The organism is Mesorhizobium monacense, assembly GCF_056781675.1.
The window spans coordinates 4227559-4243522 of sequence record NZ_CM165567.1; the positions used below are offsets into that span (position 1 = coordinate 4227559).

At 62.9% G+C, this 15964-nt stretch carries 15 protein-coding genes; 7 read left to right on the forward strand and 8 right to left on the reverse strand.

The genetic code is table 11. The annotated features are described in order from the left end of the window. Positions 1-22: 22 nt before the first annotated feature. From AC1RUK_RS20550 to AC1RUK_RS20570, 5 genes are all read left to right on the forward strand, one after another. Positions 23-1039, forward strand: coding sequence for an NAD-dependent epimerase/dehydratase family protein (locus AC1RUK_RS20550; RefSeq protein WP_481839191.1), 1017 nt, complete (start codon positions 23-25; stop codon positions 1037-1039). A gap of 12 nt (positions 1040-1051) precedes the next feature. Next, positions 1052-1981, forward strand: a complete 930-nt coding sequence (locus AC1RUK_RS20555) for a polysaccharide deacetylase family protein (RefSeq protein WP_481839190.1) — start codon at positions 1052-1054, stop codon at positions 1979-1981. Continuing rightward, positions 1956-3320, forward strand: a complete 1365-nt coding sequence (locus AC1RUK_RS20560) for a dihydroorotase (protein ID WP_481839189.1) — start codon at positions 1956-1958, stop codon at positions 3318-3320. Before AC1RUK_RS20555 ends, AC1RUK_RS20560 begins: the two co-directional genes overlap by 26 nt. A gap of 9 nt (positions 3321-3329) precedes the next feature. Beyond that, positions 3330-4103: an SDR family NAD(P)-dependent oxidoreductase gene (locus AC1RUK_RS20565; RefSeq protein ID WP_481839188.1), complete on the forward strand. Its 774-nt coding sequence runs from the start codon at positions 3330-3332 to the stop codon at positions 4101-4103. Between the two features lie 102 nt (positions 4104-4205). Beyond that, complete coding sequence (locus tag AC1RUK_RS20570; protein WP_481839187.1) at positions 4206-5207, forward strand: phosphoglycerate dehydrogenase; 1002 nt, start codon at positions 4206-4208, stop codon at positions 5205-5207. A 27-nt stretch (positions 5208-5234) separates the two neighbouring features. On the opposite strand, the gene AC1RUK_RS20575 is transcribed toward AC1RUK_RS20570, so the two are convergent. Next, positions 5235-6701, reverse strand: a complete 1467-nt coding sequence (locus AC1RUK_RS20575; protein ID WP_481839186.1) for an MFS transporter — start codon at positions 6699-6701, stop codon at positions 5235-5237. A gap of 93 nt (positions 6702-6794) precedes the next feature. Between AC1RUK_RS20575 and AC1RUK_RS20580 the strand changes: the two genes are divergently transcribed. Next, the gene (locus tag AC1RUK_RS20580; protein ID WP_481839185.1) at positions 6795-7316 is read left to right on the forward strand and encodes a MarR family winged helix-turn-helix transcriptional regulator; all 522 of its coding nucleotides are present in this window, start codon (positions 6795-6797) and stop codon (positions 7314-7316) included. Between the two features lie 66 nt (positions 7317-7382). Here the strand turns inward: AC1RUK_RS20580 and AC1RUK_RS20585 are convergent, their stop codons facing one another. From AC1RUK_RS20585 to AC1RUK_RS20615, 7 genes are all read right to left on the reverse strand, one after another. Next, positions 7383-8444, reverse strand: coding sequence for an ABC transporter ATP-binding protein (locus AC1RUK_RS20585; RefSeq protein WP_481839184.1), 1062 nt, complete (start codon positions 8442-8444; stop codon positions 7383-7385). A gap of 12 nt (positions 8445-8456) precedes the next feature. Then, entirely contained in the window at positions 8457-9500 is a 1044-nt protein-coding gene (locus AC1RUK_RS20590; protein ID WP_481839183.1) for an NAD(P)-dependent alcohol dehydrogenase, read from the reverse strand. 30 nt (positions 9501-9530) lie between these two features. Then, a complete protein-coding gene (locus AC1RUK_RS20595) occupies positions 9531-9761 on the reverse strand; it encodes a DUF2160 family membrane protein (RefSeq protein WP_481839446.1) in 231 nt (76 codons plus the stop codon). A gap of 13 nt (positions 9762-9774) precedes the next feature. Next, on the reverse strand, positions 9775-10611 hold the full coding sequence (locus AC1RUK_RS20600; protein WP_481839182.1) for a carbohydrate ABC transporter permease: 837 nt from the start codon (positions 10609-10611) through the stop codon (positions 9775-9777). Further along, positions 10611-11492, reverse strand: a complete 882-nt coding sequence (locus AC1RUK_RS20605) for a carbohydrate ABC transporter permease (RefSeq protein WP_481839181.1) — start codon at positions 11490-11492, stop codon at positions 10611-10613. The genes AC1RUK_RS20600 and AC1RUK_RS20605 overlap by 1 nt, the downstream gene beginning before the upstream one ends. Before the next feature lie 102 nt (positions 11493-11594). Then, on the reverse strand, positions 11595-13010 hold the full coding sequence (locus tag AC1RUK_RS20610) for an extracellular solute-binding protein (protein WP_481840316.1): 1416 nt from the start codon (positions 13008-13010) through the stop codon (positions 11595-11597). A 533-nt stretch (positions 13011-13543) separates the two neighbouring features. Next, on the reverse strand, positions 13544-14425 hold the full coding sequence (locus tag AC1RUK_RS20615) for a helix-turn-helix domain-containing protein (protein WP_481840088.1): 882 nt from the start codon (positions 14423-14425) through the stop codon (positions 13544-13546). Between the two features lie 556 nt (positions 14426-14981). On the opposite strand from AC1RUK_RS20615, the gene AC1RUK_RS20620 reads away from it, so the two are divergent. Next, positions 14982-15866 (forward strand): sugar phosphate isomerase/epimerase family protein, encoded by an 885-nt coding sequence (locus AC1RUK_RS20620; RefSeq protein ID WP_481839179.1) that lies wholly within the window; start codon positions 14982-14984, stop codon positions 15864-15866. Positions 15867-15964 lie beyond the last annotated feature (98 nt).

Consider the following 15964-nt stretch of genomic DNA (forward strand, 5'->3'; position numbering starts at 1 on the left):
GTTCAATTTCACAGGAGTTCCCATGACGCTGCTCGTCACCGGCGGCACCGGCTTTGTCATGAGCGTGGTCGCACGCGAATGGCTGGACCGCGATCCGCAAGCCCGCGCCGTCATCCTGGATCGTTCCGGGCTCGACGCGATCGCGGAGACATTCTTCGCCCTGGTGCGCGACCGCCTGACCGTGCTGACGGCGGACATACTGGAGCCGTCCGCCTGGGCAGCAGTGCTCGATGCACACAAGATCACCGCCATCGTCCATGGCGCGACGGTGACGCCGAATACGCGCCCGAGCGACCCGCAGATGCAGCCGGAGGCCCACGATCCGGCATTGATTGTCGACGTCAATCTGATGGGCACGGTGCGCATGCTGGAATGGGCGCGCAGCCGTCCCGGCGTCAAGCGCTTCGTCTATGTCAGCTCCGGTTCGGTCTATCGGCACAATGGCCCGAACTGGAACGGCGAGCCGTTGCCCGAGGACGGTTATGTCGCACCGCTGACGCTCTACGGCATCTCGAAATTCGCCGCCGAAATGGTGACCAACCGCTACGCCGACCTGTTCGGTCTTTCCGCCATCTCGGTCAGGTTGTCGTCGGTCTACGGCCCGATGGACCGCGTCACCAGCAGCCGCAGCGTCCGCCATTTGCCGAACCGCGTCGCGCATATGGCGCTGGCGGGCGAAACGATCCGGCCGAACAGTTTGGAGCCGCTCGGCGACTATGTGCTGTCGAGCGACGTCGCCAAGGCGATCATGGCGCTGCTCGATGCCGAAAGCCTGCGCTACCGGCACTACAACATCGGCAGCGGCACCACGACGACGGTTGGCGACTTCATCGGCTGGGCGGCCGAACGCGTTCCCGGCCTCACGGCCGAGGTCAGCCCGACCGAGGCGGCGAACATTGTCATGAACCCGGCGCTGAAGACCGGCATGTGGGGCGAATACGACCTTGCCCGCATCGAGCGGGACACAGAGTGGCGGCCGAGGCCGGCCAAGCAGGCATTCCACGACTACATGGACTGGATCGCCGCCAACGAACTTTGAGGAGGACAGCCGATGCCGACCGATCTCCAGCATGCGCAGCCGCGCGACTTCGCTGGCTACGGTCCGCGCCCGCCTTTCATGACCTGGCCGGGCGGCGTCAAGCTCGCCATCAACCTGGTGCTCAACTACGAGGAAGGCTCGGAGTATTCCTGGCTCGAGGACGGCCGCAACGACAATTGGGGCGAGTACAATCTCGCCAGCAGCCCGCCGGTGCGCGACCTCGGCACCGAAACGCATTTCGAATATGGCAGCCGGGCCGGCGTGTGGCGCCTGGCGCGACTGTTCGACCGCTGCCAGATCCCGATCACAGTTTCGGCCTGCGCCGTCGCGTTGGAGCGCAATCCGGCGGTGGCCGAATGGATGAACGCGCGGGGACATGACCTGCTCGGCCACGGCCTGCGCTGGATCGACTACACGACGATGGAGCGCAGCGAGGAGGAGCGCCAGTTGCACGAGGCGATCGCGCTCTACGAGAGACTGATGGGCAGGCGGCCTTTGGGCTGGAACTGCCGCTCGTTTCCGAGCGTCAACACGCGCGACCTGCTGGTGCGGGAAGGTGGGTTTCTCTACCACTCCGATCCCTGCAATGACGACCTGCCGTATTTCCTCGACCACCAGGGCACCGAGATCCTCGTCGTGCCCTATTCCAAGGCCCTCAACGACAGCCGCTATCTGGTGGCGCCGGGCTACAGCAACCCGCGCGACTTCGCCGAGGATTGCCGCTCGGCGATCGACTACATGCTCTACGAAGCGGACGAGACCGGCGGCCGCATGCTGACGATCGGCATCCACGCCCGCTGGATGGGCCAGCCCAACCGCGCGTCCGGGCTGCGCGAGGTGATCGAGCACGTGAAGACGAAGCCGGCCGCCGCCTTCATGCGGCGCGAGGACATTGCCCGTTTCTGGCTCGAGAACCATGCGCGCTTCAAGCAGCGCGGCTGACGGCATGTTCGAGACGCTGATCCGGGGCGCCACCGTGGTCAACGCCGACGGGCCTGAGCGGCGCGACGTCGGCATTGCCGGCGGCCGGATCGCGGCGGTCATTCCGCCTGGCGAAAGAGCAGAGGGGAAGACAGTTCTGGATGCCTCGGGCTGCTTGCTGCTGCCCGGCTTGGTCGATGCGCATGCGCATCTGCGCGAGCCGGGCCTGACGCACAAGGAGGACTTTTCCTCTGGCACCCATGCCGCAGCCCTCGGCGGTGTGACGACGGTGCTCGACATGCCCACAGACGAGCCATGGACGGCGACCGCTGGGCAGTTGGCCGACAAGATGGCGATGGCCGAAGGCCGCATTCATGTCGATGTCGGTTTTCAGGCCGTGGTCAGCCGCGACCTGTCGCTCATCCCTAGCCTGCTCGATCTTGCGCCGGTCTCGTTCGAACTGTTCAGCGCGGATGTGCCGGAAGAGTTTCTGTTTCCAACCTTCGATGCGGTCGCCGGCGCTCTGCGGAATTTCGCTGGCTCCGATACGCTGATCGGCATCTCGCCGGGCGATCAATCGATCCTGACCAGCAGCATTGAACGCAATCAGGCGGGAACCATCGCGGCCTTTCTCGACAGCCGGCCGCCGCAGGCGGAAGCCAGCGGCATCAGGCGGGCGGTTCTTGCCGCCGCCAGGACGGGGACGCGCATTCATGTCCGGCAGATCAACTCGGAACTGGGCGTCGAGGCCTGGAGCCGGCTGCGCGACAGGGCGGATGCCAGCGTCGAGACGACGCCGCAGAACCTGTTCTTCAGCGCCGACGACTACGAGACGCAAGGCGCCGGCCTAAAGGGCTCACCGCCCTTGCGATCGCGGCAGGATGTCGATGCCTTGCGCGCGGCACTCGGCGCCGGGTTGATCGACATCGTCGCCACCGATCACGCGCCGCATGCTCCGGCCGAAAAGGCAGCCAGCTACGCGGCTTTCGCCGACATTCCGGGCGGCATGCCGGGGCTGCAGACTTTGCTTCAGACCATGCTGAAACTCGTCGACGACGGTCTGATCACGCTTGCCGATTTGGTGCGCCTATGCGCGCGCAATCCGGCGGAGCGTTTTGGCCTCAGCCGGCGCAAGGGGCGGATCGCCGCCGGCTACGACGCCGACATTTTGATCGTCGACCCGCGACAATCCAGTTCCATCTCGAATGCGGAGCAAGTTTCCCGCGCGGCGTACACGCCATTCGACGGCTGGACGGTCAAGGCGCGGCTGACCAATGTCTTCCTGCGCGGCCACGAGATCGTGCGCGACCAGAGGCTGGTTGGCCCGGCGCAGGGAAAGATCGTCCACCGGGAGAGCTGAGGAAGACCCATGGCCCTGCTTGAGAAAAAGATCGCCATCGTCACTGGCGCCAGCTCTGGCATCGGCCGCGCGATCGCCTTGAAGTTCGCGGCGGAAGGCGCCTGCGTCGTCATCGCCGACGCCGTCGAGACGCCGATCGAAGGTGGCCAGAGCACCGCCGCTTTGATCGAATCGAACGGCGGGACGGCGATGCATATGGCGACGGACATTTCCGACTGGAACGCGGTCGATGCGCTGGTCGGCACGACCGTCGCCCGCTTCGGAAGGCTCGATGTGATGGTCAACAACGCGGCGATCTACACCAGCACCAACCTCATCGAAACCTCGCCGGAGCAATGGAGCCGCGTCATCGGCGTCAACCTGACAGGCTTCTTCTACTGCTGCAAACGCGCCGTCGCGCAGATGCTCGATCAGGCGCCGATCAACGACGTTCGCGGCCGCATCATCAATATTTCGTCGCAGCACGGCATGGTCGCCTGCCCCGGCGATCTTCCCTATTCAGTGAGCAAGGGCGGCATCGTGCAGATGACGCGGCAGATCGCCGTCGACCACGCCGACGACCTGATCGTCTGCAACGCGATTGCGCCCGGCAAGATCATCACCGGCAAGCCGGGCGTGGCCAACGACCCCGGCGCGCTTGGCTATTCGCGCCAGCGCACGCCCTGGCCGCGGCTCGGCAGGCCGAACGATGTGGCGGGCGCCGCCCTGTTCCTGGCCAGCGACATGGCAAGCTACGTCACCGGCATCAATCTGATGGTGGACGGCGGCTGGATGGCGGGCTGACGGAAGAAGCAATCAGACTTGATCTGTCCTGTCTCTTCATGGCAGGCGATCAAATGAGGTCTCTTGCGCAAGCGCGCTTCCTCGGCACTTTCGGAGCATCCCATGACCATCCCTCGCGTTGTCGTCACCCAGCGCTTCTTCGACGACGAAACGACCGTCTATCTGCGGGCGAACGGTTGCCAGGTCGACATTGCCGAAGCCTCGAAGGTCGAGGGCGACGGGCACCTCTCGCACGACCAGCTGGCGAGTATCCTGAGCGGCGCCGATGCCTGGATCGTCGGCCACGCACGGGTGACGCGAGAATTGCTCGAGGCTTTGCCCGAACTCAAGATCGTGGCGCGCCGCGGCGTCGGCTACGAGCGCGTTGATGTCGAGGCTGCCCGCGCACTCGGCCGCGTCGTGACGATCGCGGCCGGGGGTAACGATGCCTCGGTGGCCGACCACGCGCTCGGCCTCATGCTAGCCGTCGGCCGACGACTGCGCGAAACACAGATGAACATGATTGCCGGCAACTGGACGATATTGATCAGCTCGGATCTGTACCGCAAGACGGTCGGCCTGATCGGCCTCGGCCGCATCGGTCGCAACGTGGTCCAGCGGCTCAAGGGCTTCGAAGCGCGTATCCTGGTGTCTGCTCCGTCCGTGGACAAAGCCTATGCCGAGGCGAACGGCATCACCTATGTCGATGTCGATACGCTGCTTCGCGAAAGCGACTATGTCAGCCTTCATGCCCCGCTCTCGCCGACGACGCGCAACCTGATCAACAAGGACACGCTGGCGCTGATGAAACAGACCGCGGTCCTGATCAATACCGCAAGGGGCGGCCTGGTCGAAGATCGGGATCTTCTCGAGGCGCTGAAAAGCGGCAGGATCGCCGGGGCCGGCCTCGATGTCTTTTTGAGCGAGACCGACCCCGGCTACAAATCCGTGTCCGACGAATTGGTCGCGCTACCCAACGTCGTGGCCTCGCCCCATTCAGCGGCCTCCTCGGTCGAAGGACTGGCGCGCACCAACATGGTTACGGCGCAATGCGTGATCGCGGTGCTGAACGGCAAAGACCCGCCGAGCGGCTGCGTCGTGGCCGACGGCCGCGGGCGAGCATGAGGCTGATCGCCCGAGCGCGCCGAGGAATCACATTTCCACCGGATGGGCGCTGACCTGGTGCCTGGTGAAGCGGGGCAGCAGCCCGGTGGCCAATACCAGCAGGACGATGATCGCGAACTGGCTTGCGATGACGATGCCAAAGGCCTTCGAAATGCTCGCCGGCTCCAGTGCCAGATAGAGCGTGCCCAGGGTTGTGACCCCGAGCGCTAGGCCGGACTGCTGCAGCGTGATCAGAACGCCGCTGCCGACGCCGGCCAGGTGTGCCGGGACATCGGCGAGCACGGCGCGGAACAGGCCTGAAAACAGCATCGACTGTCCGGCGCCGATCAGCATCAGCGGCAGCGCCAACTCGATCAGGCTCACCTGCGGCCAACCCAAAACCATGATGGCGACCAGCAGGGCCAGGCCGAGCGCCTGCACGATGCCGCCAGCCGCCAGAGCGCCGCGCCCGAAGCGGTTGATCATGCGCGGGCTGACCATGGAGCCGATGAAGAACATGACCGCCATCGGCAGGATGGCGAGACCGCTTTCGAATGCGTTGGCGCCGAGTCCGTTCTGGACGGTGAGCGCGAAGACGAACATGAAGGCGCCAAAGCCGACGCTGAACAGCGTGATCATGGCGAGACCGCGCGACATCGAGGGCAGCTTGAGCAATGACGGCGGCAGCAGCGGCACCTCGCCGCGCGCCTCGGTCGCCCGTTCGACAATGACGGTCAGGATGGCCAGCACCACGGCTGCAGCCAACATCATCCAGGTCCAGGCAGGCCAACCGAGCGAATGGCCTTCGGTCAGCGGCACCAAAAGAGCGGTCAAAGTGGCGGCAAAAAGCACGGTGCCTGGCAGGTCGATGCCGGCCGGGTGCGGCGAGCGGTTGGCCGGCACGACAAGCCGTGAGGCGAAGAACACGATGATGCCGAGCGGGATGTTGATCAGGAAGATCGGCCGCCAGGAGGTGCCGAACAGGTCGGCGCTGACCAGCAGTCCGCCGGCGAGCTGGCCGACGACCGCCGCAATGCCGGAGGTCGCGCCATAAAGCGCGATGGCCCGGGTCTTGCGCTCGCCTTCCAGCGTCGCCTGGAAGGTCGCGAGCACCTGGGGCACCAGCATGGCCGCTGTTGCGCCCTGGACCAGGCGGGCCGCGATGAGGACATCGATGGTGGGTGCCAGGCCGCAGGCCAGCGAGGCCAGGATGAAACCGGAAAGCCCGACCAGAAACAGGCTATGGCGACCGAAACGATCGCCAAGCCTGCCGCCCAGAACGAGCATGGCGGCATAGGCCACGCCATAGACGGACACCACCAGCTCAAGTGCGGCCGGGGTCGCCTTCAGCGAGGCGGCGATCGTCGGCAGCGCCACGTTGACGATGAAGAAGTCGGCGATCGGCAGGAAGGCGCCGGCGAGCAGCACGTAGATGCCAAACCCGTGCAGGCCTCCGGCGCGCGCCATGGAACGGGGAGAGTGCCAGGCCGGGTTTGGGGAATAGGCGGGAGTCATTCGAGTCTCCAGATATGTATGTTGACATAGTTATGTATACATAATGATTATGCACATATACATACCGGATAGGAGGCTGTAAACTCCCACGATATGAAAACCGACGGTGATTCATCCGCACGCAAAACCCCACCCACGGCCATTCGGTGGGCGGATCTGGCCGACCTGATCCTCATCATTGCCCGCGAGATCCAGTTCCGTGGCTACCGGGATGAGCGGGCGTTCCTGCTTTCGCAATCAGAGGGCATGGTTATGCGCCATCTGGTGGCGCACGCCTCGGCCACGCCCAGCCAGATCGCGGCCGCGACGGGGCTGCAGCGCACCAATGTCTCCACGGTGCTGCGCGACCTGGAAGGCAAGGGGTTGATCGAGCGCCATGTCGATCCGGATGATCGCCGGGGCGTCAGCGTCCACCGCACGCGGCGCGGGGCCGACAACTACGCCCTGGTGCGCAAGGAGTGGGGCGACGCCGTCTCCGCCGCCGCCGGCGGCGACGCCAGCAGGCTCGACGATGCGATCGCACTTCTCAGGTCCATCGAGGCCGGCCTCATCGCGACGCGGCCGAAAGGCAGCGACGGTCCTGTGCGAGGTTCCGCCCGCCGCCCGAATATCTAGCGTCGGACATTGCCGAACTCGGCCCGGCAGGTCAGGTCCGGGCCAATCGCTTCGGATGGCAACAAGTCACAAGCGTGTGCCGCTTTGCCTGTCGAAGATGTGGACCCGGCGCGGATCGATCTTCAGCCTTACCTCTTCGCCGGGACGGACGGTGAGCCGGTCCTTGACGATGGCGTCAATGGCGTCCTCGCCAAACCTGGCGAAGATCTGCGTCTCGGAGCCGGTCGGCTCCAGCACCGAAACCGTTGCCGGCAAACCGTCGGGCGCGATGTCGATATGCTCGGGGCGGATGCCGTAGATGACCGGCTGCCCGCGCTCTGCCCTGCCCTCCTCGACCGGCAACACGGAACCGGTGTCCGAGACAAAAACCTGCCTGCCGTCCTTCGAATCGATCTTGCCCTTGATGAAATTCATCGCCGGCGAGCCGATGAAGCCGGCGACGAAGACATTGCCCGGATTGTCGTAGAGATCGAGCGGCGCGCCGACCTGTTCCACCTTGCCGTCCCGCATCACCACGATCTTGTCGGCCATGGTCATGGCCTCGATCTGGTCATGGGTAACATAGACGATCGTCGTGCCGAGGCGCTGATGCAGTTCCTTGATCTCGACGCGCATCGCAACACGCAGTTTGGCGTCAAGATTGGACAGCGGCTCGTCGAACAGGAAGACCTGTGGGTCGCGCACGATGGCGCGCCCCATGGCCACGCGCTGGCGCTGCCCGCCGGACAGCTGTTTTGGAAATCGGTCGAGCAGCTTGCCCAGATCGAGGATCTCGGCCGCCTTCTTCACCTTAGCGTCGATCTCGGCCTTCGGCCTGCCCTTGATCTTGAGCGAGAAGCCCATGTTGTCGGCGACGTTCTTGTGCGGATAGAGCGCATAGTTCTGGAACACCATCGCTATGTCGCGGTCTTTCGGCAGCACATCGTTCACCACCCGGCCGCCAATGCTGATCTCGCCGCCCGATATGGCTTCGAGACCGGCGATCATGCGCAACAGGGTGGATTTGCCACAGCCCGACGGGCCGACGAGAATGACGAACTCGCCATCGGCGATGTCGACATTCACACCATGAATGACCTGCGCGCTGCCATAGCGCTTGACTATATTCCTGACGGTAACCTCAGCCAACTCGCGTCCCCTCTATTGCGGCAAGGCAATCTGCATCTTCACTTCGCCTTTTGGGGCGGATGCGGCGATCTCAAACGCGCGAACGCTGTCTTCGAATTCGAACGTACGCGTGATCAGCGGCTTCACGTCGATCGCGCCGGAGGACAGCATGGCAACGCAGCGCGGGAAGACATGCGCATAGCGGAACACATGCTCGACGCGCGCTTCGCGCACCATCGCCTTGCCGACGTCGTATTTGATGTCGTGCATCTGCACGCCGATGAACACCACCCGGCCGGCCGGGCAGAGCACATCGAAAATGCCTTCCGCGGCGCGCGGGCTGCCGGAGCATTCGAACACGATCTCGACGCCCCACCCGTCGGTTGCGGCGAGAATTTCCCGGGCCAGGTCCTGACGCGCGACATTGATGGGCGTGATGGAGCCGAGCTTCGCTGCGAGTTCGAGCTTGCTGTCGTCGACGTCCGAGACGAAGACCCGTGCGCAGCCTGCCGCCAGCGCCGACAGTGCCGTGACCAGGCCGATCGGCCCGGCGCCCATCACCAGTGCGATATCGCCCGGCTTCACCTGCGCCTTGGTGGCGGCGTGGACGCCGACGGCCAGCGGCTCCACCATGGCCGCCTCGGCGAACGAAACGTTGTCGGGGAGCTTGAAGGTGAAGTTCTCCGGATGCACGACGCTCGGGCGCAGGACGCCGTGGATTGGCGGCGTCGCCCAGAAACGAACCGCCGGATCGACATTGTACAGGCCCATGCGCGTCGCGCGGCTGTTCGGGTCGGGAATGCCCGGCTCCATGCAGACGCGGTCGCCGAGCTTCAGCGACGTCACCTCGGCTCCTGTCTCCACGACAACGCCGGACGCCTCATGGCCAAGGATCATCGGCGCCTTCACCTGGAAAGGGCCGGCGCCGCCATGCGTATAATAGTGGACATCCGAGCCGCAGATGCCGACGGTGTGCAATTTGATGCGCACATCGCGAGCGCCGAGCACCTCCTCGCGCTCGATCGGGAAATCCCGCAGCGACAGTTTCAGCTTTTCTTCCAGCACCAGCGACTTCATGAGCCTGCGTTCCCTCCTCTTTTCTCCGCCCTAACCACGCCAGACGATCAGCACGCCCAGTACGATCGCCAGGATATGGCAGACGGACAACGGGATCGACTGTTCGAGGAAGCGCATCCAGAACAGTTCGAGCGCAACGAACAGATAGATGCCGACAAAAACCCGGTCGAACCAGTTGGTGACGATCGGCAGGAAACCGGTGCGTTGCGGGCTTGCGACGATGGTGTTGGCTTCGTCGTCCACCTCGTCAAGATCGACCATGTGTTCCACGGGCCTACTCCTTGACCGCGCCAAAGGTCAGACCGGCCACGATGTGCCGCTGGACAACCGAGAAGATCAGCAGGGCCGGGACGAGCGTGATGATCGCAATGGACGCCATCGTGCCCCACTCGGTTCCGGTCGTGGTGACATACTCCGACAGGCCGGTGGTGATGGTGCGCGCGTTGAAGCTGGTCAGCGTCGCGGCGAGCAGGAATTCGTTCCAGGCGAACACCCAGGTCAGGATCAGGGTGACGGCGAGGCCGGGCCGCGCGAGCGGAAAGATGACTTCGCGGATGACCTGCCAGGTCGTGGCACCGTCGACGGTTGCCGCCTCGTCCAGTTCCTTGGGGATTGCATCGATCGTCGGCCTCAGCGTCCAGATGGCGAAAGGCAGGTTGAAAGTACAATAGAGCAGGATCATGCCCGTGCGCGTATCGTAGAGCTTCCACTCGCCAATGGTGAACACCTGCGTGAAGAGCAGGAAGAAGGGCAGCAGGAACACCGCGGCCGGCGCCATGCGGTTGGTGATCGTCCAGAAGAAGATGTTCTCCTTGCCGGCCAGATCGAAGCGCGACAGCGCGTAGCAGGCCATGAACGCAAGAACGGTCACCAGCACCGCGTTGCCGGTCGAGATGACGATGGAGTTGAACATGTAGCGGCGCAACGTGTCGTCGCCGAGGACCTTGACGTAGTTCTTCCAGTAAACGGTTTCGAGCAGCACGCTTGGCGTGGTGAACAGCTCGACCGCCGGCTTTACCGAGATCACGAACAGCCAGTAGATCGGGAACAGCGTCAGCAGGCTGAGCAAGGTCCACAGCAGGATGGAGAGAACCGGACTGTTGGCGCGCATCAGGATGGCCTCTTCTGGTCGCGCCGGGCGACAAGGGCGACATAGAGCAGCCAGCACATCACCAGAGTGAGGTACAGGACGATGATCGACGTGGCCGAGCCGTAGCCGTAGTCGGTCTTGGGAAAGACGATCTTCCAGATGTGCAGGCCGAGATACCGCGTCGCGGCGCCGGGGCCGCCACCGGTCAGCATCCACACTTCGTCGACGGTGCGCAGCGCGTCCATGAGGCGAATGAAGACCGTCGCCAGGATCGCCGGGCGGATCATCGGCAAGGTGACGTGCCAGAAGATCTGCCATTTGTTGGCCCCGTCGATCTGGGCCTGTTCGAACGGCTCCTTGGGGAGCGAAACCAGTGCGGCAAGCAGCGTCAGCGTCACCAGCGGCGTCCAGTGCCAGATATCCATGATGACGGTCAGCGCAAAGGCCATGGTCGCGTCACGACCGATATTGAGGTCGTAGCCGAACCAGGATTTCAAAAGGTACGGGATGATGCCGATGCTGGGCGTCGTCATCAGGCGCCAAACCGACCCGACGACGATCGGCGCCACGATCAGCGGCAGCGTGTGGATGGTGCGGAACAATCCCCGGCCTGGAAACTCGCGCATGAACAGCTGGGCCAGAAGATAGCCAAGGATGACTTCGCTGACGACGGCGAAGAAGGCGAACTTCAGCGTGAACGCGATCGAGGTCAGGAACTCGTTGTCGAAGACGAGACGGCGGAAATTGTCGGCGCCGTTGTAGACCATGTAGGGATTTGCACCGAATGGGTTCCATTGATGGAAGGCCACATAGAGCACGTACAGAAATGGGACGATGCCGAAGATCCCCAGGATCGCAATCGTCGGGGCGAGCATCAGCCATCCCACTCTGTTTGATCGCATGAAACCACTCCCCTGGCCGGCGCATTGTCCGCGACATTCTTGCGGCGGCGAAAATACACTCGGGCCGCCGCTTCACGGCAGCCCGAATTTAGGTTCGCGAAGCTACTTGCGGTAGCCGAGGTTCTTCAGCTCCGCTTCCGCGGCAGCAGCCATCTGGTCGAGCCCATCGTCGGACGACACCTCGCCCAGCAGGATCTTGTAGAAGATGGGCGCCGTGGCTTCACGCACCTGAGCATGGAACGGATAGGGCGGTGCGCCGGCAAACAGCTTTCCGTCGTTCTTGAGCATGGTGTAGTAGCCGTTGAGCTTCTTATCCATCTCGATGACTTTCGGATCGTCGTAGGTTGCCGTGTTGGTGATGCGGGGTGCTGCCACCGCCCAATCGCCCTGGACCGAGTCCTGGCCGATATACTGCAGGAACAGCAGCGCGGCTTCCTTGTTCTTCGAGGTGACCGGAAGGCCGAAGGCGCCGCCGTCATAGTAGCCGATATAGCCCTTGCCGGCTTCCGCATCCTCCATGACCCCCGGTGCCAGCGGTGGCAGGGCGACGCCGACATTGCCCACGACCTTCGACTTTTCTGCGTCGGCAGCAATCCAGGCCGCGTTCTCGCCGTAGACCAGGCCCTGTGCCGCGCGGCCCGCCGCGAAGGTGGTGCCGACTTCGGTCCATGTGCTGGCCGGCGATTCCGGCGGTGCGATGTCACGCAGATGCAGCCAGTATTTGAGCGCGGCTTTTGCCTTGTCGCTGTTCATCGTGCCGCCATTGGCGACCGACGCCGAGTAGTTTTTCGAAGCGTCGATACCCCAGTTGTAGACACCGAACGTAGGCGCAATCAACTCGAAGAACTCATACCAGGAAGCAGGGTGGCCGGTATGCGCCTGCGCGGTGGTGCCCCACAGTTCCAGATTGTGGTCCTTGCCCCATTTGGTGAAGAATTCAGCGATCTGCGTGTATTCCTCATGGGTCTTGGCCGGCACCAGGTCCTTGCCGGTTTCCTTCTTGAAGGCTTCCTTGATCGCCGGATCGTTGAACAGATCGGTCCGGTACAGATAGAGCTTGATGAAGGCTTCCATCGGAATGCCGAAAAGATCGCCGTCGGCATTCTTGAAATAGTTGGCAAACGTCGTGAAATGCGTTTCGTCGTATTCCGGCGCCTTCAGCGATGGGTCGTCCTTCAGGGATTTCGTGATGTCGACCAGGAAGTCGCGGGCAAGGTAGGCGTAGATGATGTCCTGCTCGATATAGACCATGTCATAGATGCCGGTCTTGGCTTCCATGTCCTTGATCGCCTTGTCGTACATCTGGTCCCAGGACGTGGTCTCGATTTCCACCTTGATGCCGGTCGCCTTCTCGAAAGCGGGGGCAAGAACGTCCTTGATGTAGTTCGAAGGCGGCGTGCTTTCGGTCACGCCGTGCAGCGTGACACCCTTGTATTTCGCACCGGCATCCGACCAGAAATCGGCCTTGGCGGGCATCACGCTGGTCATCAGGCATACTGCCAATGCGGCAAGGCCCATTCTGAGTTCATGTTTCATTTTTCACTCCTCCAACAAAACATTGACTGTCAGTCGTCCATTCTGCGATCGCCGTGTTCCTGCCCCTTCCGGAACGGCACCTCCTGGCCACCCGGACATGGCTGAAACCCGTTGCAGGCCGATGCGCGCCGGTCCGTCCTCCTGGAAAAGTGGCACCCGGAAAGAGAACTCCCCGGGTGCCGGCCCTGGGAGGCAAATCCAAGTCCACGCGCTCGAATGCAGTGGCTCCGCCGCGCGTCCGACCAGCCGATCGTGGCGCCATTTCGCCAATCCCTGCCGGCAATGCAGTTGCCATGACGCAGCACTTGCCGCGACGTGACGCCTTCCAGGCAACGAAACGGCGGCTGTGGTTCCCGCAAAGACATCCTCCCCGACCGGTGCCTGAGATGAAAGCTCAGCGACACGGATCCTCCGGCGTTCGCGAATTTGTTCTGCCTGCGGCCTCGCTCCCCCGGGCATTCCGATGAACTTAGTGCCGGGACATCCCCCCGTGCCACGCGTGGTTAGCAGGCGATCTATACTTTTTCGCCGACTGCGCGCGCGCCGCCTGACCAGGCGCGGATCTCCCTGAACGGATCGGCGCGCGCCTCAGTCCCGATCTTGTGGGCATTGCGCCGGTAGTCTGACGGCGTGCGTCCGCAGATCTTGAAGAACTGCCTGTTGAAATTGGCGACGTTGTTGAACCCGACTTCGAAGCAGATGTCGGTGATCGGCCGATAGGTCTGAGTCAGCAGCGAGCAGGCTGCATATATGCGCGCTAGGATGACGTAACGGGCAAAGGTGTGACCTGTCTGCCGCTTGAAGAAACGTGAAAATGCTTGCGGTTCCAGCCCGCAGAGCCTTGCAACGAACGGCAGGTCGATATCGTCGCTGTAGTGGTCCAGAACATAGCGCATTGCCACGTCGAGTTCCGGCGGCAATTCCGCCTGCGCGGAGGTGGGCGCCAGCCGCGAGAGCCTGCGGCGGTCGCCAGGATTGCGGGCCAGCGTGATCATCAATTGCAGAAAGAGCACCACGCGCTCGGCACCTTGGGCGGCGCCGATCTGTGCGAGCAGTCGCTGCCCAGCGAGGGCGGTGGCCCCGCGAAACTCCACTCCGTAGACCGCGTCGTCGTAGAGCGGCCGGATGGTTCCAAGTTCAGGACAGAAGCCGGTGACCCGATCGGCCCATTCGCGGCTGAACTGGATCAGCATGTCGCGATTGCGAATTGTCTTCCCGGGTTCGATATCGCTGACCCAATTGTGCGGGACGTTCGGCCCGGTCAGGACCAGGCAGCCTGGTGCGAATTCCCCGATATGATCTCCCACCATCATGACGCCCGAAGTCGTTCGCGTCAGGTGCAGTTCGTATTCCGGATGATAATGCCACTTGGCTTTGAAGAACGGATAGTCATGCATGCTCCAGCGGAACGATTCCGCCGGCGGACATATGATCATTTCGAAGTCCGGAACGATCTTCAGAGCGGGCTTCATTGAGTGGCTCCTTCCCGGTAACGCAACGACCGCTTGATCCGCGGTCTCCCCTGGCTCTTTGGCAAGGGCTTCTCCCTCGGCGGCAAACCGACGCCTCCTTCGCCTACTTGCCCGGGGCTTATCGAAAACCGTCATTGACCGGACGGTGATCCGTCCTCACAGGCCTTGCAGGTCATTCAGTGCGCACTGGCCACCGAACAAAATACATTGAACGATGCCATCAGGCGAAAACAAGACACAAGGTACCGCACGCTCAAGGCGCCGGCTCGATGGATCCTCCTCCAATGCATCTGGTGCTTTTGCCAGGCTTATATGTTGCTTAATGAGACAAATTAGAGTTTTCCATTGAGCTGTCAATCATTTTTGTTCGAAAAGTGGAATCAGACGGAACCGTTGCGCACTCGTATGAGTCTTGACATGAACCTGGTTTGGATATTTTGTTGTGCTATGCAACATAGATTGCGTCGTGGAGGAGCTGCACATGCGCAGATTGGGCATTCATTCATTCGTTTGGACCGGCGGCGGCACCCAGGCCATGCTCGAAGAGGCGATGGAGAATTCTGCCGCCTGCGGCTATCAGCTGATCGAGTTCGCGTATCTACGGCCCGAAAAATTTGACCTCGACCGCCTCGCGAAGAAGGCTGAGGCGCTGGGCCTCGCAATCGCCGTCACGATGGGCCTTCCGTTGAGCGCCGACGTGTCGAGCGAGGATGCTGCCGTCGTCAAGGCCGGCGAGGACTTGCTCGCGGGCGCGGTCGCGGCCGTTCGAGATATCGGCGGCACCAAGCTTGGCGGCATTCTCTATTCCGCCCACACGAAATATTCGACCATGCCAAGCGATCGCGGCCGCAAGAACAGCATTGCCGCCATTGCCAGGACGGCCGAAGCGGCAAAGACGGCCGGCGTCGATCTGGTGCTGGAGGTCGTCAACAGGTTCGAGACAAACCTCCTGAACACGGCGGCTCAAGGCCTCGACTTCATCAAGGCGACCGGCTCCGATCACGTCAGGCTCCATCTCGACACGTTTCATATGAACATCGAGGAAGCGAACCCGGCGGCGGCCATTCGTCTGGCCGGCGACAAGATCGGCTATTTTCACATCGGCGAAAGCAATCGCGGCTACCTCGGCGACGGGGTGATCGATTTCGATCGCATCTTCGATGCCTTGCTCGATATCGGCTACGAGCGCGACATTACCTTCGAATCGTTCTCCAGCGCCGTGGTCGACGAAGGTCTTTCACTGGCATGCGCGATCTGGCGCGATACCTGGACCGAGAACATGCCGCTGGCAAAGCACGCCAAGGCCTTCATCGACCTGAAAATGCAAGAGGCGGTTCGCCGGCGAACGACGAACGCCCGTCCATAGGCTGCGCATGGGCAGCCTCCACCCAGTTGCCGCACGCTTGAGCGGCGTGTACCAAATGACGGCTTGCGATCGCTTGCAGCTGGCGGACCGCAGGTAGC